This window comes from Streptomyces sp. NPDC026538 (assembly GCF_055567535.1).
Window position 1 is genome coordinate 341,378 of record NZ_JBVHQG010000010.1, and the last position, 24,144, is coordinate 365,521.

Consider the following 24,144-nt stretch of genomic DNA (forward strand, 5'->3'; position numbering starts at 1 on the left):
CGGTCACTTCAGCTCGTCGGGGCACGGCGTGCCCCGTGGCAGCTGGTACGGCGCCGCCAGCCGGTAGGTGCCCGCCTTCGGCGCCAGCAGCATCGTCCACCTGTCGCCCTTGGCGTCCTCCGCCGTCTCCGTCAGGCAGCCGTTGACGTTGACGTACGTCTTCGGCGTGCCTTCGGCCCGGTGCTTGGAGGCCTGGGTCTCCTGCGGCGGCTTCAGGCTCTTGCCGTCCGCGTCCACGATGCTCAGCCACGGCGAGTACGGGATCCGGATCAGGATCCGCCCGGCACTGCGCACCTCGATGGTCAGCTCGCCCTGCTCGGCGCTGTCCACCACCGCGTTCGGCTCGGCGAGCGGCACCGGGTCGGTCACCCGGAACAGCTGCCAGTTGGCGTCGCCCCACACCTGCTTCAGGTACGGCATCCCGCGCTGGACCAGGGCCCGCTCGCGTTCGCCGCCGTCGCCGTCGGGCTCGTCCTTCGGCAGCACCACGAAGTGCACGGCCCAGCGCTGCAGCCACTCGTGGTAGTTCGCGGAGTTGAGGGTGTCGTCGTAGAAGAGCGGATTGCGTTCCATGTCGGCCTGGCGGTTCCAGCCGCGAGCCAGGTTGACGTACGGCGCGAGCGCGGACGCCTCCCGGTGCGAGCGGGCCGGGACCACCTCGACGCGGCCCTTCTCGGCGCCGACCTGCTGGAGCTGGTGGACGAGCGGGGCGAGCTCGCGGGCCCAGGACGCGGCCGGGGTCGTATGGACGATGTCGTCGACGGCCTTGAAGCCGATCCAGCCGACGAAGCCGAGGAAGGCGAGGACGGTGACGTAGTACTTGCGTGAGCGCGGCACGGTGTACGGCAGGGCCGCGATCAGGGTCGCGCCGGCGAACAGCATCGGCAGCCGCGAGATGTTCGAGCCGATCTGCGAGCTGACCAGCCACACCAGCACGACCCCGACGCTGTACACGGCCGCCGTCAGCCGGACCGTCTTCCACTCCTTGGGGACGAGGAAGAGGCAGAGCAGGCCGTACAGCAGGGGCATGATCACCGAGCCGAAGCCCATCGGCTGGGTGCCGGAGAACGGGAAGAGCCAGGCGGAGACGGCGACCACGACCGCGGGTGCCAGACCGAGCGCCCAGGCGCCCGGGCGTCGCTTCTGCAGGAACAGCGCGACCGCGACCAGGCCGACGAAGAGCCCGGCGACCGGCGACGCCATGGTCGCCAGGGCGGCCAGCGGGGCCGCGACCAGTGCCTTGGCCCACCGTTTGTGGCGCCAGCGGTACGGCCAGCAGAACACCGCCCCCACCGAGGCCAGCGCGAACACCGTGCCGAGCCCGAAGGTGACCCGTCCGGACACCGCGTTGCAGATCAGCGCGAGCACCCCGGCGAGCGAGGCCCACAGGGGGTTCCTGACCGCGCGGCTGCGGATGAGGAGCAGGGTCAGCAGCCCGGCCGAGACCGTACCGGCGATCATCATCGTCGTACGGACACCGAGCACCGACATCAGGTACGGCGAGACCACGCTGTACGACACCGGGTGCATACCGCCGTACCAGGCGAGGTTGTACGCCGAGTCCGGATGCCGGCCGACGAACTCGGCCCAGGCGTCCTGAGCCGCGAGATCGCCACCACTGTTCGCGAACGTGAAGAGCCAGATGACGTGCAGGACGCCGGCGAGGGCCGTGACCGCCAGCACCGGGTGGCGCGACGGCCACTGGCGCAGGGGTTCGTCCAGGTCGAGGAGGTGACGGAGCCTGCCGTTACGCTGCGTGCCGGGTCTGTCGTGCGCGCCGTGCGGACCGGTTTCGGGCACGGCTATTCGCGGGCCGGATACCGGGCCCGGATCGGCGTCGTCGGCGCGTGTCGGCTCCGCTGTGGCCACCTGAAGGCACTCCCCGTGTCCCGTCTTCTGTTCTCGGCCGCGTTCCACGGTGTTACCGGCCGCTTCTCGTCCAGTTCGCGGCCGTGTCCCGGCGGCCGACGACCTGCCCCGATTCGTGACGCTAGCACGCACCCCGCCGCGGGGCCCTGGGGTGGGCCGCCATCGGCGGGGTGCGGGGACGGAATGTGCGTGTTGTGTCAGCCGAGGCGGGTCAGCTTGCTCGTGAAGCCGGGCTCGGCCAGATCCTTCTGCAGGGCCACCGGGACCTGGACCGCGGAGCCGGACCCGTCACCCACGGTGAGGGCGCCGACCTTGGTACCGGCCTTCGCGGTGTGCGGCACGTCGTCGGCCTTGAAGGTCAGTTTCACCTTCAGGCCCGACCAGCCGACCGCGGTGACGTCCTTGGTCGCCACGACCGGGGTACGGCCGCCGAGACCGTCGTCGACGTACCCGACGACAGCGCCCTTCTTGTAGATCGTGGCCGGCTTCAGCGCGCCCTGGGCGGCCCGGATCAGCTTGTCGCCGCCGTTGAGGGCGGCGGTGAGGATGCTGTTGTCCGAGGCGGCGCTGGCCGGCTGCCGGAGCACCGCGCCGATGATCGTGCGGGTCTCGCCGTTCACTTCCTTCTTCGCGGCGAAGACCAGGTTGCCGAGGGCGGAGGTGGTGGTGCCGGTCTTGATGCCGACGACGTCGTTGTGACCGACCAGCTGGTTCCAGTTGCCGTGGTTGGCACCCTTGTAGTCGTCGTACGACATCATCGCGGCGACCTCGCGGAACGACGGCTCGCTCGACATGGCCGCCTTCGCCAGCTTCACCTGGTCCACGGCCGTGGAGACGGTGGAGTCGGTGAGGCCGGAGGGGTCGGTGTACGTCGTGTTCGTCATGCCGAGCTTCTTCGCGGTGGTGTTCATCTTCGCCACGAACGCCTTCTCGGAACCGGCGTCCCAACGGGCCAGCAGCCGGGCCACGTTGTTGGCGGAGGCGATGAGGATGCCCTCCAGGGCCTCGCGCTGGGTGATCGAGTCGCCGGCCGTCACGTCGACGGTGGACTCCTGGCCGGCGTTCGACTGGTCCTCGGCCGTCTGGTCGATCTTGATCTTGGGGCCGGCGGCGCCGCTCTTCAGGGGGTGGTCGCGCAGGATGATGTACGCGGTCATCACCTTGGCGACGCTCGCGATCGGTACGGGCTTCTGGTCGCCGGAGGAACCGAACGAGCCGATGCCCTGGACGTCGAGCGCCGCCTGGCCGTCGGCCGGCCAGGGGATGTCGGCCTTGCTGCCGTCGAAGGTGTAGCTGTCCTTCGCGGTGAGGTCGAGAGTGGGCTGCGGGAGCGGACGGAACGTCTGTACGACCGCAAAGATGATCAGCAGGAGTATGACCAGGGGCGTCCAGATCTTGACCCGCCGGACGGCGGTCCTGACCGGGGTCTCCGGCGGCGGAGGCGTGTTGGTCAGCTCGGCGAGCAGATCCAGCGGTGGCTTCGGCGGCAGCGGCACCTGCGTGGTGCGCTCGGGGCCGACCTGGGGGATGACGGTGGTACGGGTGGTGGAGGCGTTTCCGGGCCTGGCGGCCGGCTTGGCGCCGGGTGTCGTGCCGGGTGTGGTGCCGGGTTCGGTGTCCGGCTTCGCGTCGGGTGTGGAGCCGGGTTTGGTGTCCGGCTTGAGGTCCGACTTGAGGGCGACGAACTTGCTGGTGCGCTCGGGGTCGGATCCGGGGGTCCTGGGCTTGGCGTCGCCGAGCTTGAGCGTGGTGGTGGGCTGGTCGACCTGCGGGGGCCGCGGGGCCTTGAGCATGGTGGTGGGCTGATCGACGCCGGCTTCGGCTTCGCCTTCGCCGGTCCTGGTCTTCCCACCCGCACCACCCGTGCGGGAATCGTCGTCGGGTGCGGGTGCAGCCTGCGGGGCGCCCTCGCCGCCGGCGTCCGCGGGTTCGCGCTCGGCGCCCGCGGCTTCGTCTTCGGGCGTGGCGTCTTCGGGCTCGGCGGATGCCTTGGGCTCGTCTTCGGGCGCTGCGTCTTCGGGTTCGGCGGATGCCTTGGACTTGCCTTCGGGCGCTGCGTCTTCGGGTTCGGCGACGGCCTCTGACTTGCGTTCGGGCGTGGCGTCTTCGGGTTCGGCGGTGGCCTTCGGGGTGTCCTTGGGCTTGGCGTCGTCGGGTTCGGCGGATGCCTTGGACTTGTCTTGGTGCTTGGCGTCTTCGGGTTCGGCGGATGCCTTGGGGGCGTCCTCCGGCGCGGTGTCTTCGGGTTCGGCGGCAGCAGCCTCCGGGGCGTCCTCCGGTGCGGCGTCCTCGCGTTCGGCCGTCGCCTTCACGGCGTGCTCGGACTTGGCGTCTTCGGGCTCGGCGGGCGCCTTGGGCTCGTCTTCGGGTGCGGTGTCCTCGAGTTCGGCGGTCGCCTTCGGGGCGGTGGTCGCTGGCTTGGCGTCCTCGGGCTCGGCGCCTTCCCGCTCGGCGGCTTTCGGCTCGGTCGGGGACTTCGGGGTGTTCTCGGGGGGAACGTCCTTGGCGGTGACCGTCGGGCCGGCGGTCCGGGGGTCGGGCTTCGCCTCGGTCGTTGCCTCAGGCGCCGTAACGGCCCTGTCGGCGTTCTTCGGTGGCCCGGGGGTCTCCTGGGGCTCCTCGGGGCCCTCCTCGGGCTCCGTGGCCGCCTCGGGCCGCTCGGGCTCCTCGGGGGTGCCGTGCTCCTCCGCGTCCGCGCCGGAGTCCTCGGCCTCCTCCGCCGGCGGACCCGTGCGTACCCACGCCGCCACCGCCTGACGGAGCTTCGTGTTGTCGTCGCCGTCCGTCTTCGGGTCCCGTACCGAGAAGATCCGGGTCGCGGTGTCCACGCCGCCGGCCGTCTCCTTCGCGTCCTCGGCGGCCACCGCCACTCGTGGGTCGCGTGGTTCGGGAACCGTTCCCGCACTCCCCGACGTCGGTTCCGCCGACGACTCGCGCTGCTTCGACCTGTCGGGGGACTCGCCCGCCACCGATGCCTCCTCCACGCTTCGCACGTTTCCGCGCGCTGTCCGAACCATGTACCAGTGTCCTGTGTGCGGGCTTAGCCCCTGTGGTAGACGAGAACGACATACCTTCCGGTTCCCTTACAAACCGGTCACGCACCCTCGACAGACCAATGTGAGAGGGGTCACCCTGTCATTCATCCACGCGGGGAGGCATGGATGGGCAGGAGCCGCAGAACACTTCCGGAGGAGCTTCTGCTGCTGGCACTGGACCCGACCACGGGTACCACTGCACAGCCGCAGTCGCTCGACCTCGGTCTGGCCGGAGCACAGCTAGTGGAGCTGGCGCTGGCCGGACGGATAGCCCCAGACGGGGATCGTATCGCCGTGGTGCAACCACGGCCGACTGGAGATCCGACTTTGGACTGCGCGTTGGAGTTGCTGCGAAGGCGTGGCGCTCCCGTGCGGGCTGTGCACTGGATCGGCGGGCCACGTCTGGGACTTCGCCAGACGTACCTCTCGCATCTGGAGCGGTGCGGCATGGTGCATGCCGTGGCGGGCCAGATGTGCGGGGTGCTGCCGACGACCCGGTACCAGGCGACGGACAACGAGATCTGCCGGGACATCCGTGCCCGGCTGGATTCGGCGATCCGTACCGGCGTACCACCGGACCCGCGGACCGCGGCGCTCGCCGCCCTGGCCCACGCGGTCGGTCTCGGCAAGCACCTGTATCCGGGGAACGAGGGACGCTCCTCGCGTTCCCGGCTGCGGGACTTGATCCGGCACGACCCGATGGGTGGGCTCGTGGCCCACGCAGTCATGGACGTGCAGAACGGCGCCGGCGCCCAGCCGCGCCGTAACCCGGCCGCTCCGGCCGGGCGTCAGACCGCACCGGCCGCCAGGCCCGGTGCGCCGGAACCCGCCCGCGGCGTTCCGATGCAACCGCGCCGAGGCGCGGGTGCGATGGCGCGAGCCGTGGTGCACTGAGCCGCAGTGCCACGGCAGCGACGGCCGGCAACACGGCACCCCTGAGACCCGGTTCGGGAGCCGCTGGTCCGAGCGGGGCGGTGAGGCGCACGCAGTGCGCGCCCCACCGCCCCGCTCGGCTTGTCCGGCGCACCCGTGCCGGCGTGCCCGGGTGCGCGCACCCGTGCCTGCGTCGTCGTGCCCTCGTCCCCGTCCCACCGACCCCGGCCGACGCCCGGGGTATCCGGAACGTGCCCGAACTGACGCGTACGCGCCGCATATACACGGTTTCCCAGCGGTAGGAACCACCTTGGTGGCAGTCTGCTCAACAGCAGATACGCAAAGTGGTAGTTACAGGCAGGCAGCCGGAGGTGCACGTCCCGTGGCGTCCAATGTCAATCCCACCGTCAGGCGGCGCCGGCTGGGCCAGGAGCTGCGCAGGCTCCGCGAGCTCAAGGGCATGACGGCGGAGGAGGTGGCGGAGCGGTTGCTCGTCTCCCAGTCGAAGATCAGCCGGCTGGAGAACGGGCGCCGGAGCATCAGCCAACGCGATGTCCGCGACCTGTGCGGGGTCTACGAGGTCGAGGACCAGCGGGTCGTCGAGTCCCTGATGGAGATGGCCAGGGATTCGCGGCAGCAAGGCTGGTGGCATGCGTTCGGAGACATCCCGTACAGCGTCTACATCGGTCTGGAGACGGACGCCGAGTCGCTGAGGGTGTACGAACCCCAGCTGGTCACCGGGCTGTTGCAGACCCGGGCGTACGCCGAGGCCCTGGTGCAGGGCGCGTTGCCGGAGACCTCCGCCGCCGACATCGAGAAGCGGGTCCAGGTGCGGATGCGGCGACAGGAACGTATCACCGCCGAGCACAACCCCCTTCGGCTCTGGGTGGTGCTCGACGAGGCCGCGCTGCGCCGGCTCGTCGGCAACAGGCTCGTGATGCGCGAGCAGCTGGAGTACCTGATCGAGATGTCCCAGCAGCCGCACATCACGGTCCAGGTGCTGCCCTTCGAGGTGGGCGCGCATCCCGGCCTCAACGGCCAGTACGCGATTCTGGAGTTCGCCGACGCGGCCGACTCCAGCGTCGTCTACCTGGAGGGCGTCACCAGCGACCTGTACCTGGAGAAGGCCCACGACGTGCAGAAGTACGCGGTGATGTACGAGCACCTGCGGGCCCAGTCGCTGAACGTCGAGCAGTCCCGGCAGTTCATCGCCGACGCGGCGAAGGAGTACGCGCGCTGAGCCCTCCCGGGGGCTTCCGGGGAGCCTTCAGGGAGCCGTAGGCCCCTTCCCGGACGGTGAGCGCCGGATCGTACACCGGCGCCCCACTCCAGCGGAAGTCTCCTCTGGAATATGCCATCCGGTCGAGTGAACGAGTGCTCCGGGCGAGGGAGTTGGCTAGTAGCGTCGATCACGCCAACCGGTCAGAAGGTTGGCGTGAATCGCACTACAGCAACACCACAGCAAGCACCACAGCAACTCGCTACAGGAGTGGACATGGCACTGCTTCAGGGCACCACGGAGACGTGGACGAAGTCCTCCTATTCCGCAGGGAACGGGGCGTGCGTCGAGGTCAAGTCGCCGACGACCGCTGGACTCGCCGTACGCGACTCCAAGGTCGAGGAGGGGCCGGTCCTCGCGTTCCCGACCGGCGCGTGGAACGCGTTCGTGGCTTCGGTCAAGGCGTAGGGGCTTCACTGACCCGTCGGCCACACTCCCCACGACGAAAACCACAACTGCACAAGCGTCACCTCAAGAGCCCTCTCGACTAGCTCGCCGTCCTTGCCGAGGGGGCTCGGCTTGTGCCCGCGCGACCGGTCGTCCCGGCGGTTGTCCGACCACTCGGGTCACCGGTCGTCGGACCACTCGGGTCAACCGGTCGTCGGACCACTCGTCCCACCGGTCGTCGGGCCACTCGGTTCACCGGTCGTCGGACCGGTCACCGCGTCACCTGGCGGACGGGGAAGGCCACATCGCACACCGGGTCCTGTGGGCCCGCCGTGTCCCAGTCCGCGAAGTAGACCTCCCGGCAGGGACCGTCGTACTCCAGACCACCCTCCGCACCGCTCTCCGGACCGCCCTGCCGGGCCACCCACCCCTCCACCGCCTCGAAGGCCGCCAGGATCTGCGGATGCGCCACCTGCGCCTTGCTGATCCGCGTGTACGCCAGCGTGCGCGCCGGCTCGATGCGCACCTTCGTCTCCCAGGCCCGCCCGTGCCGCTCCACCCAGGCTCGGGCCGCCGCCTCGTCCGCCACCGGGACACAGGCCTCGGCCGGCCCGTCGCTCTCCATGGACACCTCCGCGTAGTACACGACGAACGGCGCCCCGGTCACACCCCCGCACTCGCGGGCCGCCGCCTCCAGCCGGCCCAGCGAGGCGCCGATCCAGGCCGGCAGTTCGTCCGCCAAGGTGTGCCGCGTCTCGGTGATCACCACCTGCGCGGGTACCTCCACCGTCTCCACCGCGAACGTCTCGTGCATCTCCGAACTCCTCCCGGACAACCGTGCACGGAGATATGCGGCAAGGGTCCGCTGCCCGGCGATCCGCCGCTCGACATCCGCCCAGTAGGCGGCCAGCAGCCCGGCGGCCGCGCTGCTGGTGGTCGAGTCACCGGCGGGCGTGTCGCCGTCCGCCGTGTCGCCGTCGGTCGTGTCGCCGTCCGCCGCCTCGATCACCTCGGCGATCCGCGCCAGGGGCATGTCCAGCCGGCGCAGCAGCGCCACCAGCCGGGCGCGCTCCGCCTGCCCGGCCCGGTAGTACCGGTAGCCGGTCGTCCCGTCGACGTGCGCCGGGGCGAGCAGCCCCAGCCGGTCGTACAGGCGCAGGGCCTTCGCCGAGAGCCGGGACCGCGCCGCGAACGCGCCGATCGTGAGCAGTTCCTCGTCCTCCACGCCCACATCCTCCGTCACCGGGCACCCGTGGCCCGGCGCGACCGACGCTCGCCCTTGCCCCAGGGGGAAGGTCAAGCAGCGGGACGGCGGGAGGACACCGGGCCGGCGGGGCGGCGAGTGTCGGTCGCGGCCGGGCGGACGGCGGGACGATGGGCCCGGAACGCCAACGGCGGTCACGGGACCCCCTCTCCCGTGACCGCCGACGCGAGGCTCGGAACGTCAGCCGATGGCCTTCTCCACCGCCGCCACGACCTCCGCCGACTCCGGCTCGGTCTGCGGCGCGAACCGGCCGATGACCTGGCCGTCCCGGCCGATCAGGAACTTCTCGAAGTTCCAGCGGATGTCACCGGTGTGCCCCTCGCCGTCGGCGAAGGGGGTGAGACGGTCGTAGAGCGGGTGCCGGCCCTCCCCGTTGACCTCGACCTTCTCGGTCAGCGGGAAGGTCACGCCGTACGTCGCCGAGCAGAACTCGGCGATCTCCTCGGCGCTGCCGGGCTCCTGGCCCATGAACTGGTTGCAGGGCACTCCGAGCACGGTGAAGCCCTGCGCCGCGTACCGCTCCTGAAGCCGCTCCAGGCCGCTGTACTGCGGGGTCAGACCGCACTTGGAGGCCACGTTGACAATGAGCACGGCCTTGCCTGCGTAGCCCGGCAGGTCGGCGGAACCGCCCTGGAGAGCACCGATCTCGATGTCGAGCACGGACCCGTTGTTCTCAGTAGTCGTCATAAGCGGATGCTAACTCCGCTAAGTGGCGGACCGGGTCCCGGCCTCCACCAGCACGTCTCCCGCCGCCGTCCGCGAGCACAGCACCGACGGCCCGGCCCGCCGCCGCTCCACCGGCCCGGCGTCCCGCAGGAACCGGATGCCGCCCGACCGAGCCCGGCCCCTGCCCGGTCAGTACCGTCAGGCGGCCGTGCTCAGGGGGCGTCCAGCAGCACCGGCACGCCGGCGCGCGCGCCGCCCACCAGCGCGGTGACGGAGTCGGCGGCGAGCCGCGCCCGACTCGCCGACGCCGGCTACTGCCGGTCGGCGGGAGCGGAAGATCCCGGCGACGGTTCCCGCGGAGCGGTGACCTCGGCCACCGGCCCGAACCTGTCGGCGACGGCGGCGATCTGCTCGATCCCCGCCTTGAGCGCGGCCTGCCCCTCCGGCGCCTCCAGCTCCCGCTCGTTCTTCTCGACCTCCTGGTCGAGCCGCTTGGTCGCGCGCTCGAAGTAGCGCAGCAACTCGACCGGGAAGGGCATCACCAGCGTGGAGTTCTTCTCGGCGGCGACCTCGACGACGGTCTGCAGCAGCCGCAACTGCATCGCCTCGGGCGAGTCGGACATGATCCGGGAGGCGTTGGCGAGCTGCTGCGCGGCCTGGAACTCACCGTCCGCGGTGATGACCCGGGCCCGCCGCTCCCGCTCGGCCTCCGCCTGGCGGGACATGGACCGCTTCAGCGACTCCGGCAGCTGTACGTCCTTGATCTCGACGCGGTCGATGTGGATGCCCCACTCGGCGGCCGGGCTGTCGATCATCAGGGCGAGCCCCTCGTGCAGCCGCTCCCGGTCGGTGAGCAGGTCGTCGAGGTCGCTCTTGCCGATGATGGACCGCAGCGAGGACTGGGCGACCTGGCCGACGGCGAAGACGTAGTCCTGCACCTCGATGGCGGCGCGGATCGGGTCGGTGACCCGGAAGTAGACGACGGCGTCGACCTTCACGGACACGTTGTCCTTGGTGATGCCCTCCTGGGTGGGCACCGGCATGGTGACCACCTGCACGTTCACCTTGCGCATCCGGTCGGCGAAGGGGATGAGGAAGGTGATGCCCGGGTGCCGGTACGTCGGCAGCGCCTTGCCCCACCGGAACACGACCCCGCGCTCGACCTGGTTGACCACCCGCATCCCGCTGCGCAGGACGAGCAGGGCCAGTACGAAGGCGATTACGACCCCTACGACGGCGCCGTCCATCGGCACTCACTCCATTCTCCGACGAGATCCCGACAAGGATCCGGTAAGGAGGAGGACACCGGCCGGGCTCCCCGGGATGCGGGGGCGGGCGTCAGGAGTGCGTAAAGAAAACGACCGGGACCCGCGAACCCCTCGGCGCGAGGTCCGCCGCACGCCAGGGGCAGCCGGTCGCCCCATCACGGCCCGCCCCGCCCCTACGGGGAGGATGCCGGAGGAACGTAGCCCTCATGCTCCAAATCGGCACCGGCAGGCGAGCAGTGCCTCACGGTGATCGAACCGATCGAGGCGGTGACACAAGAGCGCCCGGCCGGGAGAACCCGGCCGGGCGCCTGCCCTGTCCTGCGTGAACCGTGCGCGTGCTGTCCGAGCGCCCCTAGTCGACGTCCACCGGACCGTCGTCCGACTTCCGCCCCTTGCTGGACGGCAGCTGGAGCAGGGCGCTGCCGCTGCCGTTGCCCTCGCTCTTTTCGGGGCGGTGGCCGTCGGAGTCCTGGTTGCCCAGGTTCTGCCGGACCGAATCGAGGATCGTCAGGCCCTGGGACACCAGGCCGGCGGCGATCTCGCCGAGGCCGTCCGCGCCGTTGAGGACGTTCACGTTGGCGCCGGCGAGGCCACCGGCGGCCTCCTTGACGATCTGCGGGAGCTGGTCGATCAGCATCCGGTCGAGCGCGACCCGGTCGTACGACGCCGCCGCCTCGGCCTGGATCTTCATCCGCTGCGCCTCGGCGGCCGCGAGGATCCTGACCCGCTCGGCCTCGGCCTCGGCGGGCTTCACGACCTCGGCGACCAGCTGCTGCTGGCGCAGCTTGGCCTGGCGCTGGGCCAGCTCCGTCTGGGCGGCCAGCACCTCCTGCTGGGCGTGCGCCTGGGCCAGCGGCCCGGCCTGCGCGGCCTGCGCCTGGGCGCGGTCCACCTCGGCCGAGTACTCCGCCTTGACGATCGCGGTCTGCCGGGCGTACTCGGCCTGGTTGCGGGCCGCCACCTGCTCCGCCTCGACCGAGGCCTGGGTGGCCTGCGCCTGGGCGATCTGCGCCTGCCGCTGGATGGCCGCCTTGTGCGGGGCGGACATGGCGTCGATGTAGCCGGTGTCGCCGTCGTCGATGGACTGGATCTGCAGCGAGTCGACGATCAGGCCGATCTTCGCCATCTCCGTCTTCGACGTGTCCAGGACCTCCGCGGCGAGCTTCTGCCGCTCGGTGACGATCTCCTCGACCGTCATCGAGCCGATGATGGCCCGCAGGTGACCGGCGAAGATCCGGCCGGTGAGCACCGACATCTGCTCCTGGTCGGAGAGGAACCGCTGGCCGGCGTTGATGATGCTTTCGTGGTCGTTGCCGACCTTGAAGGCGATGACCGCGCGCACGTGCAACGCGATGCCCTGCTTGGTCACACAGGTCTCGGTGACCTCGGACTCACACATGGAGAGAGTGAGGAACCGGACCTTCCGGAAGACCGGCAGCACGAACTTGCCGTGCCCCGTCACCACTCGGAACGGCGCGCCCCCCAGTCCCCGCCTGCCCCCCGAGATCAACATCGCCTCGTCGGGAGCGGGTACGCGGTATCCGAACATGCTTGTACTCCTCAGCCGGCCTCGGCGCTGTCGCCGAGCGCGTCCAATGGATCCACCCACTCGATGACGCCGACTTCGCGGCATCCACGTGATTCGATCACGAGCACCGTGGCGCCCACCGGCAGGGGATCCTCCGACCAGGCGAGGAAGGTCTCGGAGCCGCCTCGGACCCGTACCAGGACTTCGCCGGGGCCTGCGGAACCACGGGTTCCGATGAGCACCAGTCCCGTACAGCCGATCACGGCGTCGTCCTGCGGCATCACCGGCCGCCCTCCTCGTCCTGGCCCATGATTCCGACGATAGACCCACCTGGCCCAGCACCCAACGGCCAGGCACCACCTCCCGGGAGCCGGACCCGCCGGGCTCCTGCCCGCCCGGCCCGCCCCACGGGCCCGAGGCCCCTCTACGGGCCACCGATCGTCACCCCCGCCGGCTCACCGGCCCTGCGCCCCTGCCGCTCACCGGCCCTGCACTCCCGCTGGCTCACCGGCCCCGTCCTCCCCGCAGCCCACCGATCCCGCGCCTCCGCCAGGGCTGTCCACGCGGCCCCCGCCCGCCTCGCCGAGACGACAATCGGGCACCGGCTCTCCGTCCGCCGTCGAGGCGATCGCTGACGCTCTTGGCCGTCGGTCTCCGTGGTGTCGCCGCCGTCAACTCGTCGGCTCCTGAACGTTCCCCGATCGGGACGTTCCTCGATCGGGACGCTTCCCGATCGGTACGCTTCCGTCCGGAGGCGGGAATGATCAATGCGGTGGTTTTCGGCGTTGGTGGTGTCATCTGCCTTGCTCTTGGGGCGTGGTTCATCCGGCGGCAACGCCGCAGGCATGCCGGCACCCTCGTGGGGTGGGGCGGACTTGCCCTCGGATTGGGGCAGTTGATACGCGCGGTGGCCTCCTTGGCCGGAGACCGCCAGCCGCTCGGTCTCATCCTCGCCGGCTGTTGCGCCGTACTCAGCGTGGTCGGCTACACCCTGGTGGCGCGTGGCCCGGACACGTTCCGGAACGGTCGCGGCGGCCGGAAGCGCCGGAAGCTGCCTCCGATCCGCCCATGACGGGCCGTAGCTCCAACGGGCCGGACAGCCGCCCAAGGCGCGCTCCTGTTGCCCGACACCGACACCGACACCGACCGAAACCGACACCGACGCCGATACCAACACCGATACCGACGCCAGGCCGGCCCGCGTCTCAGCTGTTGTCCTAGCCCTGGCCATCGTCGAAGACGAAGAGCGGTTTCGCGTCGTGTGCGGGTGCTTCGGCGAACTCGATGGCCTCAGCGAAGCGTTCGAGCGGGAAGGGCCGGCCTTGGGGGATGGTCATCACTCCGTCGGCGACGAGACCGCGAACCTCGGACAGCGCGCGCAGCGCCTCCGCAGGTGAAGTGCTGCCGAACCAGCGGTTCAGCCAGAAGCCGCGGACCGCCTTGGTCTCGTAGATGACGGAGCGTGCCTGCAGCGGGATCGTCAGCGCCGCCGGGTCGGTCTGGCGATGCGTGGAGAGCGCGCCGTAGACCACGACCTCCCCTCCCGGAGCCAGCGCCTGGGACACTTGGGCGCCCACCGGGCCGGCGACACAGTCGGTGGCCTTGCGTACGCCGGCCGGTCCTGCGATCTCCTCCACCCGCTGCAACAGGTCCTCGTCCTCGGTGCAGATGACCTCGTCACCGCCGAGCGCCTTGATCTCCTCGACGGCAGCGCGCCGCCGCACCACGTTGATCGTGGGAATCCCCAGATGCCTGGCCAGCTGAATGACGAGCCGGCCGACGGTGGAGCCCGCGGCCGTCTGCAACAGCCATTCACCCGGCTGTACGTCGAGTTCGCGGGTGACCAGGAGCAGCGCGGTCAAGGGGTTGACGGCGAGCTGGCAGGCGCTGGAGTCGCTCAGACTGTCGGGGACCGGCAGGAGCCTGTGCTGGTCGGCGACAAGGTATTCCTGCCAGGTACCGGCCACCGGCGGCCCGGGCACCGCCGGGACGGCAACGGCCACCACGCGCTCGCCGACCTTCAGTCCCTCGGTGTCCGGACCCAGGGCCTCGATACGGCCCACGCATTCCATGTGCCCTCCGACAGCGGGAAAAACGGGGGAGAAACCGTAGCGGCCACGCAGCACGTGCAGATCACTGGCGTGCACCGGAGTCGCCTTCACCCGGATCAGCGCCTGACCGGGCTCCGGTGTGGGAACGGGCCGGGATTCCAGCCGCAGGACATCGGCCGGTTCGCCGACCGTTCCGGCTACGAGCGCGCGCATGGACTGCGCCATGGGTGACCTCGTCTCTCAGCGCCCGGCGAACTCGGCGGACGTCCTGGACAGGAAGAACGCGGACCGCTCGCCGCAGCGCGCAACAGGAGCGTCATGGAGGTACGGCCGTCGGCACGAGAAGACCACGGCCACGGGAGGGAACCCGCGCGAGGGAACTCCCGCTCCCGGGTGCACAAGGGTCGCCCACGCCGGGAACGGGAGACCTGCGTCAGGACGGGGGCTGGAGGACCGTGTCAATGACATAGATGGTGGCGTTCGCGGCCTTGATGTTGCCGCAGACGATGTTCGCCTTGCCGTTGACCTTGAAGTCGGTGCCCGAACCCGACGTGGTCAGTTTGCTTCCTTCCACCGTCGTGAAGGAGCCCTTGGAGAGCTGGTCCGGGGTGATCTGCTGGTCCACGACGTGGTAGGTCAGCACCTTCTTCAGCTGCCCCTGGTTGCCGAGCAGCGAGGCGAGCTGTGACGCGGGCGCCTTTTGGAAGGCCTGGTCGTTGGGAGCGAAGATGGTGACGTCGGGTTTCCCGTCGAGGGTGCCGCTCAGCTTTGCCCTGACCGCGGCTGAGACCAGATGACTGAGCTGCGGATATGCGGCCGCGGCCTCTACGACCTTGTCCTTGGCCGTGTTGGCCTTCTGGGCGAGCGCCGAGCAGCCGGGACCGAACGTCCCCGACGGGCTGGGAGAGGCGTCCTGCGCGTGGCTCTGCGACGCCAGACCTCCCAGTGCGAGCGGGATGGCGACCAGAGCTGCCGCGGTGGCCTTTGCCGTACGCATGCGGGTGAACCTCATCGCAACCTTCCTCCCATGGAGGCGTGAACACTGCAGAGGTTTGACTGCGGAAGACTTCGTAGCCGGTGGGCGGGGTGGGCGCGACTGCGCGCCCGGCCCTGGGCCGATGTCACCCGATCACCCAGCGAGCGTATCCAGCGGTTACGAGTGCCCGCATCTCGGAACGTGCTGTCCCGCGACCGCGTACACCGTCGAGTCGGCGAACGGGCCTCTGCCCGCAGGCCTCGGGCGGTCGGCGGCCCAGGAGCCGGGAGCCGCGGTGTGGGGACCTGGTGCGATCGAGCCGGAATGACCGGCCCCTCCTCCTTCCGGCCGCGTCAGAGCGTGCCGGCCGTGAGGCCGAGGATCCCGCCGGGCAGGCGCCCCCGCCGTATGTCCCGCCCGGCTCGGTCGGCTCCCCGGCGCTCGGTCCGTATTTCCGCGAAGACCCCGAAACCCGCCCCGAATCTGTAGCGATCATGACAAATTCGGGTAGGCATGCCGACATGCCTTTACGTCGGTTACATCGATCACGTTCGGGAACCAAACGCCTCGCCCCGCTCGTCGCCGCCGCGGCACTGATCCTGGCGGCCTGTGACAGCGGCGGCACACCGCACTCCGGCGACGGCCGACAGCAACTGACCGTGGCGGCACTGCCGCTCACCGACTCGGCCGCCCTCTATCTGGCCCGGGACCGCGGGCTGTTCGCCAAGGAGGGTCTGGACGTGCGCATCCAGCCCGTGCAGCAGAGCATCCAGGCGCTGCCCGCGCTGCTCAAGGGCCAGGTGGACGTCATCGCGAGCGCGAACTACGTCACCTACTTCCAGGCGTACGAGAAGGGCACCCTGGACCTGCGCATTGTCGCCGAGGGGGTACGGATCGCCCCGCACATGATGGATGTCCTCGTGCCCAAGGACTCCGCCCTGAAGTCGCCTGCGGACCTCGCGGGCAAGAAGGTCGCCGTCGCCGTCCTGAACAACGTCCAGTCCTTGACGCTGAACGCGATCCTCGACGCCCGGCACGCGGGGCGACCCGTCTACCGGCAGATCCTGTTCCCGCAGATGGGCCCCGCTCTGCAGCGGGGCCAGGTGGACGCCGCACACGCGGTCGAACCCTTCGACACGGCCATCCAGGGCGAGCTGGGCGCGCGGGTGCTGCTCGACGGCGGTTCGGGACCGGCGAGGGGCCTGCCCGCCAGCGGGTACGTCACCACCGCCGCCTTCGTGAAGAAGAACCCGAAGGCGGCGGCGGGCTTCCGGCGCGCCGTCGAGGCGGCGTCCAAACTGGCCGCCGAGGATCCGGCGGCGGTCCGCACCGAACTGCCCGAGTACACCAAGGTGACCGCGGACCAGGCCAAGTCGATCCACCTGCCGGCCTATCCGCGGACCGCCGATCCGGCCGCTCTGCGCCGGCTCGTCCACCTCATGCGCACCCAGGGACTGCTGACGAAGGACATCGACCCGGCACCTCTGCTGGTGAAATGACCCGGCGTCAGGAACTGTCGCTGGGCCTGCTCGGCGCGGCGGCGGCCTTCGGGATCTGTGAGGCGGTGTCCCGGGCCGGGATGGTCCGGCGCAGCTATCTGCCGCCCGCGTCCGAAGTCCTCGCTCGCGCCGCGGGGTTGGCGGGTGACCCGGCCTTTCTCGACGGGATCGGGGTGACCCTGCGGGCGTGGGCGCTCGGCCTCGGGCTCGCCTGTGCGCTCGCCGTGCCGCTGGGACTGCTGCTGGGCACGGTGCCGGTGGTGGAGGCAGCCGCACGCGCCGTGATCGAGTTCCTGCGGCCCCTGCCGTCCGTCGCGCTGATCCCCCTGGTGTCACTGCTGCTCGGGTCGGGCATGCAGACGGAGGTCACGCTGATCGCGTACGCCTCGCTGTGGCCGGTGCTGTTCAACACCGTCTACGGCCTGGGCGAGACCGACCCGCTGGCCAGGGACACCCTGCGCGCCTTCGGGTTCGGCCGGCTCGCGGTGCTGCTGCGGGTGGAACTGCCGGCCACCGCCCCGTTCATCGCCGCCGGCGTGCGGATCTCGGCCGCGGTCGCCCTGATCCTCGCCGTCGCGACGGAGATCCTCTCCGGCTTCGGTCAGGGCCTCGGCATCTTCATCGCCCAGGCCCAGAACGAGACGGAAGGCACCCGGGACGTGCTGGCCGGGGTGGTGTGGGCGGGCGGCCTCGGGCTGGTGATCAACGGCGTACTGGTCGGCGCCGAGCGGCGGTTGTTCGCGTGGGCACAGGAACCCCGTCCGGAGGCAGGGAAATCGAAGCGGAGCCGCCCATGACGCAGCCGCAGCCGCAGCAGCAGCCGCAGCCGCAGACGCAGCCGCAGAGCAGCGAACGGCCTGGATCCGCACCCGGCCCGCCCCGCACCACCACCGTGCCCTTCCTGCTGCGCTGGTCGGTGTTCCTCGGCGCCGTCCTCTGCTGGGAGCTGGCCGCCCGTGCCCAGCACAGCGTGTACTTCCCGCCGCCGCTGCGGATCGCCCGGCACGCCCGCGACCTGTGGTTCTCGGGCCCGGTCGGCCATCTGTTCCTCACCTCGGACGCCGTCGGCACCATCCTGCCGAGCCTGGGCCGGATGGCGGCCGGGTTCGCGATCGCCGCCGTCGCCGGGATCGCGCTGGGGCTCGCGGTGGGCCGCTCACGCCGGGCGTACGCGCTGTGCGACCCGGTGCTCCAGTTCGCGCGGGCCGTGCCGCCGCCCGCGCTGGTGCCGGTGTTCGTCGTCGTCTTCGACGTCGGTACGCCCATGCAGGTGGCGTCGATCGTGTTCAGCGGCGTATGGCCGGTGCTGGTCAACTCGGCCGAGGGCGCCCGTGCCACCGATCCGCTGCGGCTCCAGGTGGCGGCCGTGCTGCGGCTGACGGCGCCCGAGCGGCTGTGGTTCCTGATCCTGCCCTCGGCGCTGCCCCGGATCTTCGCGGGGCTCCGGCTCAGCCTGTCGCTGTGCCTGATCCTGATGGTGTTCTCGGAGCTGCTGCCGGGCAGCGCCGACGGCATCGGGTTCACCCTCACCGATGCCCAGACGCGCTCCGACCTGCTCACGGTGTGGTCGGCGCTGCTCCTGCTCGGCGCACTCGGGTATCTCCTCAACACCGGACTGCTGGCGGTCGAGAAGCGGCTCGTCGGCCCGGTTTCGTCCGCGTCCGCAAGGAGGACAGCATGACCACCCCCACGGTGCGCGAAGCGGTCGTACGATTCCTGCGCGACACCGGCATGACCACGGTCTTCGGCAATCCCGGCTCCACGGAACTGCGGATGTTCCGCGACTGGCCGGACGACTTCACGTATGTGCTGGGTCTGCAGGAGTCCGTCGCCGTCGGCACGGCGGCCGGGTACGCGCTCGGCACCAGGCGGGCCGCGTTCGTCAGCCTGCACTCGGCCGGCGGGGTGGGGCACTCGCTCGGTGCGGTCTTCAACGCCTTCCGCGACCGGGTGCCGCTGGTGATCGTGGCGGGTCAGCAGGCACGCTCGCTGATCCAGCTCCGGCCGTTCCTCGGTGCCGACGAACCGGCCCTGTTCCCGCGCCCGTACGTGAAGTCCGCGCGCCAGCCGGAGCGGGCCGAGGACGTGCCGGCCGTGCTCGCCGAGGCGTACCGGGTCGCGATGGCGCCGCCACGCGGCCCGGTGTTCGTGTCCGTGCCCGAGGACGACTGGGACCGGCCCGCCGAGCCCGTCACGCCCCGTACGGTCCACTCGGGGTTCACGGCCGCGCCGGCCGCCCTCGACGCGCTCGCCGCCCGGCTGGAGACCTGTACGCGCCCGGCGCTCGTGGTGGGCCCGGGCGTGGACGACGAGGACGCGCTGGAGCCGGTCCGCGCACTGGCCGAACGGATCCGGGCCGGGGTGTGGATCAGCCCGCTCTCCGGCCGCTCCGGCTTCCCGGAGTCGCATCCGCTGTTCCAGGGCTTCCTGCCGCCGGTCGCCCGCCAACTGTCCGCGTGTCTCGCGCCGTACGACGTGGTGGTCGCCCTCGGCGCACCGGTGTTCACCTACCACGTGGCGGACGGCGGCCCGCCGCTCGCGCCCGGTACCGAGCTGTTCCATCTGGACTGCGACCCCGGCCAGGCCGCCTGGCTGCCCACCGGCACCAGCATCGTCACGACCCTGCGGCCCGCCCTGGAACGGCTCACCGGGCTGCTCAAGGAACCCGACCGCGCCCCGCCGCCGCCCCGGCCGGCACCTGTCCCGGCCCGCACCGAGGGGCACATCACCCCTGAGCTGTTCTTCGATCTGCTGCGCGCCCGGCTGCCGCGCGACCGGGTCCTCGTCGAGGAGGCGCCGAGTCACCGGGACGCGTTCCACGCGCGCGTGCCCGTCGAACAGGGCGGCGGCTTCCTCACCACGGGCAGTGGGGCGCTCGGATGGGGCCTGCCCCTCGCGGTGGGCCGGGCCCTCGCCGACCGGCGCCGGGTGGTGTGCGTGGTCGGTGACGGCTCGGCGCTGTACTCGGTGCAGGCCCTGTGGACTGCGGCCCGGCACACGGCACCGGTCACCTACGTCCTTCTGGACAACGGCGGTTACGCGGCCGTCCGTGCGTTGGGCCGCCGGATCGGCATCGCGTCCGTCCCCGGCACGGACATCACCGGCATCGACTTCGCGGCACTCGCGGAGTCCCTCGGCTGCCCGGCGGCCCGAGTCGAGCACCCAGAGGAACTGCCGGCCGCCCTGGACCACGCCCTGGACCGCGGTGACCACGCCGGCCCCTTCCTGCTGCACGTCGCGGTGACCGGCAGCGCGGGCACCCTGTACGAGCCCTGGGCCGGGTGAGGGATGCTGCGCCTCGACTCCGTCAGCCGGCACTTCGGCGACCAGCACGTCCTGGACGCCATCAGCCTGACCGTGCCCGACGGACAGCTCCTCAGCGTGGTCGGCCCCTCCGGCTGCGGCAAGTCCACGCTGCTGCGCACCGTCGCCGGGCTGCTGCCCGCACAGGAGGGCACGGTCACGGTCGACGGGACACCGGTGACCGGCGTGCCCGAGCGGCTCGCGGTGGTCTTCCAGGAGTACGGCCGCTCGCTGCTGCCCTGGCTCACCGTCCGCGACAACGTGGCCCTGCCGCTGCGCCGCCAGGGCCTCGCCCGCGCCGCCCGCCGGACCGAGGCCGAGACGATCCTCGAACGCGTCGGCCTGCACGGGGTCGCCCGGCGTCACCCCCGGGAGCTGTCCGGCGGTATGCAGCAGCGCGTCGCCATCGCCCGCGCCCTCGTCTGCCGGCCCTCGCTGCTCCTCATGGACGAGCCGTTCGGCTCACTGGACGCGGGCACCCGCGAGGATCTGGAGGACCTGCTTCTGGAGGTCCATCGCGCCGACGACACGACCATCGTGTTCGTCACCCACGACGTCGACGAGAGCGTGTACGTGGGCGACCGCGTCGTCGTCCTGTCTCCCGGCCCCGGCTCCCGTGTCGTCCGGGACCTGCCGGTCGTCCTGCCGGGCGAGCGGGACCAGATCACCACGCGCAGCTCTCCCGCTTTCGTGGCGCTGCGCACGGAGGTGGGGCGGGCGGTGCGAAGCGCTCCGCCGCGAGGGCCGGAATGATCAGGCGCCGTGCTGCGCCATCCGTCGTCCGCCGCCCCGTCGTGGCCGGTCGCCCTGGCCCTGCGGGCGCGGCCGGACGACAGACACCACGTGCGGCGGGGCATGCTGGTGGTCGTACGCGGCGGACCGGGAGGTGCTGGGATGCGGTGGTGGGCCGGGGGATGGATGGTTGCCGTGGTGGTCGTCCTGGCGGGGTGCGGGGCGTCGGGAGGCGTCGGATCGGCGGGCGGGCCGTCGGAGAGCGGCAACTCGGCCAAGCCGTCGGCGGGTGCGTCCACGCACACGTCCGCAGGGCCGTCCGCGAGCCCGACCGGGGCGGGCCCGTCGGTGTCGGCCACCGCGCCCTCCGCTTCGGCGGAGAGCTGTGCCGCCGGGCACGCGGAGGTCACCGTCGGTCCCGGTGACGCGGTCGAACGGCGGCTGTGCGTGCGGCCCGGGACCGTGGTGTCGCTCGTCCTGCAGCGGCGAACGGACGACAAACGCTGGACGGCCGTGCGGAGTTCCGCGCCTGCTTTCGTCCTGACCTCCGGATGGCAGGTGGACCCGGAGGGCACGGCCCGCGCCTCGCTGCGGTGCGCGGGGACCCGGGCCGGTGCGGCCGAGGTCACCGCGCTGGCGAAGGCGCCGGACGTGGCGGGTGCGGCGCGCGTCGCCTTCACGCTGCACGTGAGCGTGGTGCCGTACACGACGCAGGGGTGACCCCGGCAAACCCGGCATCACCCCTGTGACGTCGCTGCGTCAGCCGCAGTCCCGCACCTTGATCGTGTAGATGCCGCGGCCGTGGGTGGCCGCGTACAGCGTGCTGCCGTCCGGACTCAGCTTCAGCTGGAGCACGGCGACGGCCGGGAGGTGGCCGACGCGCTGCCACGTCGTGCGGCCCGGCGCGCGGTAGACGACGCCGAGGTCGGTGGCGACGGCGAGGCCGCCGTTCGGCGTGACGACGGCGGAGTCGGCGGGCACGTCGGGGAGGTTCTTCGAGATGTCCTTCCAGGTGGTGCCGCCGTCCTTGGACTCGAAGACATGGCCGACGCCGGCGCCCGGGCCCTCGGTCCACTGCCGGGAGAAGCCGTTGACCGTGAGGTAGACGTGGTCGGCGTTCTTCGGGTCGACGGCGAACCCGCTGAGGTAGCGGTTGGGCACCGTACCGTCCACCGGGAGAGTGATGTCGTGCCAGCCGGTGCCGTCCGCGTTGCCCACGGAGATGCCGCGGGCGAAGCCCTGGTTGTTGCAGGGGCCGCACCAGGCCGCGTAGACCTTGCCACCGGAGGCCGCGACGGCGGTCGCGGTGCGGCCTTCGCCGAGATCGTGGACGCTGGTCCACTCCGAACCGCTGCGGATGGCGTAACCGTGGGTCTGGACCCAGATGTGGCGGCCGCCGGCGATCCAGGTCGAGCTGTTCTTCGCGTCGGCCGTGATCGGGGCGATGAAGCGGGCCTCGCCGGTGGCGTTGTCGGCCGGGGCGACGTTGTACGACGTGACCTTGCTCGGGTCGGTGACCCAACTGCCGTCGTTGACGGCACAGTTCTGGGTCACCTGGATGGCGAGGTAGACGTACTCCTCGGCGATGTTGCAGCCGTTGGCCGGGTCGGTGAGGGTGTCGCCGCCGTCGCCGCCGAAGTCGGAGCCCATGACCTTGTCGTTGCTGCGCAGGATGGACTGTCCGTTGTCCTGCAGGCCGCCGGTGACGGAGACGCCGCCGTGGGTCAGGTCCTTGCCGACGCCCACCGAGTAGTACTGGAGGGTGTCGATGGTGCCGTCGTTGAGCGAGGTCCAGTCGGTGGCGTGCCCGGAGGCGTCCTGCGAGCCGTTGAGCGGGCGCTTGTAGACGCCGCCGTCGTTGCCGACGTAGACGAAGCTCTTGCCGTGGTAGCTGCCGATCGCGACGCCGTGCTGGTCGGAGTGGGTGGTTTGGCTGCAGTCGCCCGTCTGCTTGGTCGGGTCGATGCTCCAGCAGGGGAAGCCGAAGTTCCAGTACGGGCCGACGGTCGACCAGCTGGTGCCGCCGTCCTTGGTCTCGTAGACCTCTTCGAGGCCCGCGTAGACGTGCGCGGCGTTGGCCGGGTCGACGGTCAGGAACTGGTTGTACCAGGCCTGGACGCCCGGCATGTAGCCGCTGGAGGTCAGCGCCGAACCGTCGGCGGCCAGCCCCTGGTAGTCGGCGATCTTCGTCCAGGGGCCGGTGGGGGAGCCGGACTTGGAGACGTAGATGCCCTCCAGGCCGCTGTCCGGATTGGTGTTCAGCTGCTCGGGCGACTGGTCGATGGCGTAGTAGCGCGAGCCGTCGGCGGAGCGGGCGAAGGTGACGTTGCCGACGTCGTCAGCGTCGGCGGGCAGGTCGCCCAGTCCGCCGGTGATCCGGGTCCAGGTGCCGCTGGAGTCCTTGGTGTAGAAGCCGTTGTAGTCGTCACCGCTGCGCCAGCCGACCGCGAGGACCACCTTGGCGGGGTCCTTCGGGTCGATCGCGATGTCGTTGGCGATGTTCTTGTACGCGGCCGAGGGGTCGCTCGCGAGGGAACCGCCCGGCAGGTAGTCGGGGTTGGGCGCGAACTCCAGCTTCCAGGCGCCCTTCAGCGTCTTCGTGGAGTGGCTCCACACACCCTCGCTGGTCGCCGCCCACACCTTGCCGCCGCCGAAGCGCAGCTCGTGGATGGTGGTGGACTCCAGCTCGTCGCCGCCGACCCGGCTGCGGGCGGAGAACGTGCCATGGCGGGGGTCGGACAGGACGTAGACGCCGCTGCCGAGGTACGCGTCCGCGTTGGTCGTCGCCTCGCCGGTGCCCAGCCACAGCCGTCCGGCGCCGTCCAGCGCGAGCGCGCCGGTGGACTGCGAGGACAGCTTGTCGCTGACGGGCTGCCAGTGACCGCCCCCGGTACGGGAGCGCCACACGCCGCCGCCCGCGCTGCCCGCGTACACGTATCCGTCGTCGTCGGCGGCCATCGCGGCCATCCGGCCGGTCACGTTGCCCGACCCGCCGCTGGAGTTGGAGTCGTAGTCGCGGTAGCGCGGGTCGTCGGAGTTGTACGGCAGGTCGGTGATGTTCCGCCAACCGCCGCCGGTGCTCGGCAGGTTGGACAGGCTCGTCCAGGCGGCGCCGTACGCGCCCGGTGCGACGATGCCGGGTGAGGTGCGGGCCTCGGCGTACTGGTCCGCGCCCTCGGCTATCTCGTCGGCCTCGTTGCCGTCGTCGTCCTCGGCCGTCGCCTTGGGGGTGATGCCCCCCACCGACTGTGTGCGTTCGGCGGCGAGTCGGGCGAGTGCGCGGGCCCCGAAGGGGCTGCCGGCCGGGCCGGGCGCGGCGCCTGCGGGTATCGCCACGAGTGCGGCGGATGCGGTGATGGCGCAGATCGTGAACCATCGTCTCTTACGGGTCGGTGCTGACACCAGGTCCTCCCG

Annotated in this window: 19 protein-coding genes; 9 read left to right on the forward strand and 10 right to left on the reverse strand. The window is 71.2% G+C overall.

Annotated elements, in window-relative coordinates; translation table 11 throughout:
- Nucleotides 1–3: 3 nt before the first annotated feature.
- Together ACZ4N4_RS35040 and ACZ4N4_RS35045 are read right to left on the reverse strand one after the other, a co-directional pair.
- Nucleotides 4–1,869, reverse strand: a complete 1,866-nt coding sequence (locus ACZ4N4_RS35040) for an MFS transporter (protein WP_467596420.1) — start codon at nucleotides 1,867–1,869, stop codon at nucleotides 4–6.
- Between the two features lie 197 nt (nucleotides 1,870–2,066).
- Nucleotides 2,067–4,853, reverse strand: coding sequence for a serine hydrolase (locus ACZ4N4_RS35045; RefSeq protein ID WP_467596423.1), 2,787 nt, complete (start codon nucleotides 4,851–4,853; stop codon nucleotides 2,067–2,069).
- Between the two features lie 177 nt (nucleotides 4,854–5,030).
- Here ACZ4N4_RS35045 and ACZ4N4_RS35050 point away from each other — a divergent pair, with 177 nt between their 5' ends.
- The 3 genes from ACZ4N4_RS35050 to ACZ4N4_RS35060 all read left to right on the forward strand — a co-directional run bounded on the left by ACZ4N4_RS35050 (nucleotide 5,031) and on the right by ACZ4N4_RS35060 (nucleotide 7,464).
- On the forward strand, nucleotides 5,031–5,798 hold the full coding sequence (locus tag ACZ4N4_RS35050; RefSeq protein WP_450762532.1) for a GOLPH3/VPS74 family protein: 768 nt from the start codon (nucleotides 5,031–5,033) through the stop codon (nucleotides 5,796–5,798).
- A 361-nt stretch (nucleotides 5,799–6,159) separates the two neighbouring features.
- The gene (locus ACZ4N4_RS35055) at nucleotides 6,160–7,017 is read left to right on the forward strand and encodes a helix-turn-helix domain-containing protein (protein ID WP_351711674.1); all 858 of its coding nucleotides are present in this window, start codon (nucleotides 6,160–6,162) and stop codon (nucleotides 7,015–7,017) included.
- Between the two features lie 255 nt (nucleotides 7,018–7,272).
- Complete coding sequence (locus tag ACZ4N4_RS35060) at nucleotides 7,273–7,464, forward strand: DUF397 domain-containing protein (protein WP_351737387.1); 192 nt, start codon at nucleotides 7,273–7,275, stop codon at nucleotides 7,462–7,464.
- Between the two features lie 250 nt (nucleotides 7,465–7,714).
- Here ACZ4N4_RS35060 and ACZ4N4_RS35065 read toward each other — a convergent pair whose 3' ends face one another.
- The 7 genes from ACZ4N4_RS35065 to ACZ4N4_RS35095 all read right to left on the reverse strand — a co-directional run bounded on the left by ACZ4N4_RS35065 (nucleotide 7,715) and on the right by ACZ4N4_RS35095 (nucleotide 15,232).
- Entirely contained in the window at nucleotides 7,715–8,686 is a 972-nt protein-coding gene (locus ACZ4N4_RS35065) for a MerR family transcriptional regulator (RefSeq protein WP_467596427.1), read from the reverse strand.
- A 201-nt stretch (nucleotides 8,687–8,887) separates the two neighbouring features.
- Nucleotides 8,888–9,394, reverse strand: a complete 507-nt coding sequence (locus ACZ4N4_RS35070; protein ID WP_453565321.1) for a glutathione peroxidase — start codon at nucleotides 9,392–9,394, stop codon at nucleotides 8,888–8,890.
- A 290-nt stretch (nucleotides 9,395–9,684) separates the two neighbouring features.
- The gene (locus ACZ4N4_RS35075) at nucleotides 9,685–10,620 is read right to left on the reverse strand and encodes a slipin family protein (RefSeq protein WP_453565318.1); all 936 of its coding nucleotides are present in this window, start codon (nucleotides 10,618–10,620) and stop codon (nucleotides 9,685–9,687) included.
- 373 nt (nucleotides 10,621–10,993) lie between these two features.
- Entirely contained in the window at nucleotides 10,994–12,190 is a 1,197-nt protein-coding gene (locus ACZ4N4_RS35080) for an SPFH domain-containing protein (RefSeq protein WP_467596432.1), read from the reverse strand.
- An 11-nt stretch (nucleotides 12,191–12,201) separates the two neighbouring features.
- Nucleotides 12,202–12,450 (reverse strand): hypothetical protein, encoded by a 249-nt coding sequence (locus tag ACZ4N4_RS35085; protein ID WP_453381429.1) that lies wholly within the window; start codon nucleotides 12,448–12,450, stop codon nucleotides 12,202–12,204.
- 936 nt (nucleotides 12,451–13,386) lie between these two features.
- Nucleotides 13,387–14,433, reverse strand: a complete 1,047-nt coding sequence (locus tag ACZ4N4_RS35090; RefSeq protein ID WP_467596434.1) for a zinc-dependent alcohol dehydrogenase family protein — start codon at nucleotides 14,431–14,433, stop codon at nucleotides 13,387–13,389.
- Nucleotides 14,434–14,653: 220 nt separating this feature from the next.
- Nucleotides 14,654–15,232 (reverse strand): fasciclin domain-containing protein, encoded by a 579-nt coding sequence (locus tag ACZ4N4_RS35095; RefSeq protein ID WP_467596437.1) that lies wholly within the window; start codon nucleotides 15,230–15,232, stop codon nucleotides 14,654–14,656.
- Nucleotides 15,233–15,717: 485 nt separating this feature from the next.
- Here ACZ4N4_RS35095 and ACZ4N4_RS35100 point away from each other — a divergent pair, with 485 nt between their 5' ends.
- From ACZ4N4_RS35100 to ACZ4N4_RS35125, 6 genes are read left to right on the forward strand one after another with little or no spacing between them, the layout of a single operon-like run.
- On the forward strand, nucleotides 15,718–16,695 hold the full coding sequence (locus ACZ4N4_RS35100; protein ID WP_467596440.1) for an ABC transporter substrate-binding protein: 978 nt from the start codon (nucleotides 15,718–15,720) through the stop codon (nucleotides 16,693–16,695).
- Complete coding sequence (locus tag ACZ4N4_RS35105) at nucleotides 16,692–17,492, forward strand: ABC transporter permease (RefSeq protein ID WP_467596443.1); 801 nt, start codon at nucleotides 16,692–16,694, stop codon at nucleotides 17,490–17,492. Before ACZ4N4_RS35100 ends, ACZ4N4_RS35105 begins: the two co-directional genes overlap by 4 nt.
- Nucleotides 17,489–18,376 carry an ABC transporter permease gene (locus ACZ4N4_RS35110; RefSeq protein ID WP_467596446.1) on the forward strand — a complete coding sequence of 296 codons (888 nt, stop codon included), beginning with the start codon at nucleotides 17,489–17,491 and terminating at the stop codon, nucleotides 18,374–18,376. Before ACZ4N4_RS35105 ends, ACZ4N4_RS35110 begins: the two co-directional genes overlap by 4 nt.
- Nucleotides 18,373–19,980, forward strand: coding sequence for a benzoylformate decarboxylase (gene mdlC / locus ACZ4N4_RS35115; protein ID WP_467596449.1), 1,608 nt, complete (start codon nucleotides 18,373–18,375; stop codon nucleotides 19,978–19,980). The genes ACZ4N4_RS35110 and mdlC overlap by 4 nt, the downstream gene beginning before the upstream one ends.
- 3 nt (nucleotides 19,981–19,983) lie before the next feature.
- The gene (locus tag ACZ4N4_RS35120) at nucleotides 19,984–20,751 is read left to right on the forward strand and encodes an ABC transporter ATP-binding protein (protein ID WP_467596452.1); all 768 of its coding nucleotides are present in this window, start codon (nucleotides 19,984–19,986) and stop codon (nucleotides 20,749–20,751) included.
- A gap of 9 nt (nucleotides 20,752–20,760) precedes the next feature.
- Nucleotides 20,761–21,450, forward strand: coding sequence for a hypothetical protein (locus tag ACZ4N4_RS35125; RefSeq protein WP_467596455.1), 690 nt, complete (start codon nucleotides 20,761–20,763; stop codon nucleotides 21,448–21,450).
- Nucleotides 21,451–21,489: 39 nt separating this feature from the next.
- Here the strand turns inward: ACZ4N4_RS35125 and ACZ4N4_RS35130 are convergent, their stop codons facing one another.
- Nucleotides 21,490–24,132 carry a beta propeller repeat protein gene (locus tag ACZ4N4_RS35130; protein WP_467596458.1) on the reverse strand — a complete coding sequence of 881 codons (2,643 nt, stop codon included), beginning with the start codon at nucleotides 24,130–24,132 and terminating at the stop codon, nucleotides 21,490–21,492.
- Nucleotides 24,133–24,144 lie beyond the last annotated feature (12 nt).

What these genes read in the sequence shown, in the direction of transcription:
- ACZ4N4_RS35075 (WP_453565318.1), bottom strand. Translation starts at nt 10,620, where the DNA reads ATGGACGGCGCCGTCGTAGGGGTCGTAATCGCCTTCGTACTGGCCCTG.
- ACZ4N4_RS35095 (WP_467596437.1), bottom strand. Translation starts at nt 15,232, where the DNA reads ATGAGGTTCACCCGCATGCGTACGGCAAAGGCCACCGCGGCAGCTCTG.
- ACZ4N4_RS35050 (WP_450762532.1), top strand. Translation starts at nt 5,031, where the DNA reads ATGGGCAGGAGCCGCAGAACACTTCCGGAGGAGCTTCTGCTGCTGGCA.
- ACZ4N4_RS35110 (WP_467596446.1), top strand. Translation starts at nt 17,489, where the DNA reads ATGACGCAGCCGCAGCCGCAGCAGCAGCCGCAGCCGCAGACGCAGCCG.
- ACZ4N4_RS35105 (WP_467596443.1), top strand. Translation starts at nt 16,692, where the DNA reads ATGACCCGGCGTCAGGAACTGTCGCTGGGCCTGCTCGGCGCGGCGGCG.
- ACZ4N4_RS35090 (WP_467596434.1), bottom strand. Translation starts at nt 14,433, where the DNA reads ATGCGCGCGCTCGTAGCCGGAACGGTCGGCGAACCGGCCGATGTCCTG.
- ACZ4N4_RS35120 (WP_467596452.1), top strand. Translation starts at nt 19,984, where the DNA reads ATGCTGCGCCTCGACTCCGTCAGCCGGCACTTCGGCGACCAGCACGTC.
- mdlC (WP_467596449.1), top strand. Translation starts at nt 18,373, where the DNA reads ATGACCACCCCCACGGTGCGCGAAGCGGTCGTACGATTCCTGCGCGAC.
- ACZ4N4_RS35070 (WP_453565321.1), bottom strand. Translation starts at nt 9,394, where the DNA reads ATGACGACTACTGAGAACAACGGGTCCGTGCTCGACATCGAGATCGGT.
- ACZ4N4_RS35060 (WP_351737387.1), top strand. Translation starts at nt 7,273, where the DNA reads ATGGCACTGCTTCAGGGCACCACGGAGACGTGGACGAAGTCCTCCTAT.
- ACZ4N4_RS35085 (WP_453381429.1), bottom strand. Translation starts at nt 12,450, where the DNA reads ATGCCGCAGGACGACGCCGTGATCGGCTGTACGGGACTGGTGCTCATC.
- ACZ4N4_RS35080 (WP_467596432.1), bottom strand. Translation starts at nt 12,190, where the DNA reads ATGTTCGGATACCGCGTACCCGCTCCCGACGAGGCGATGTTGATCTCG.
- ACZ4N4_RS35100 (WP_467596440.1), top strand. Translation starts at nt 15,718, where the DNA reads ATGCCTTTACGTCGGTTACATCGATCACGTTCGGGAACCAAACGCCTC.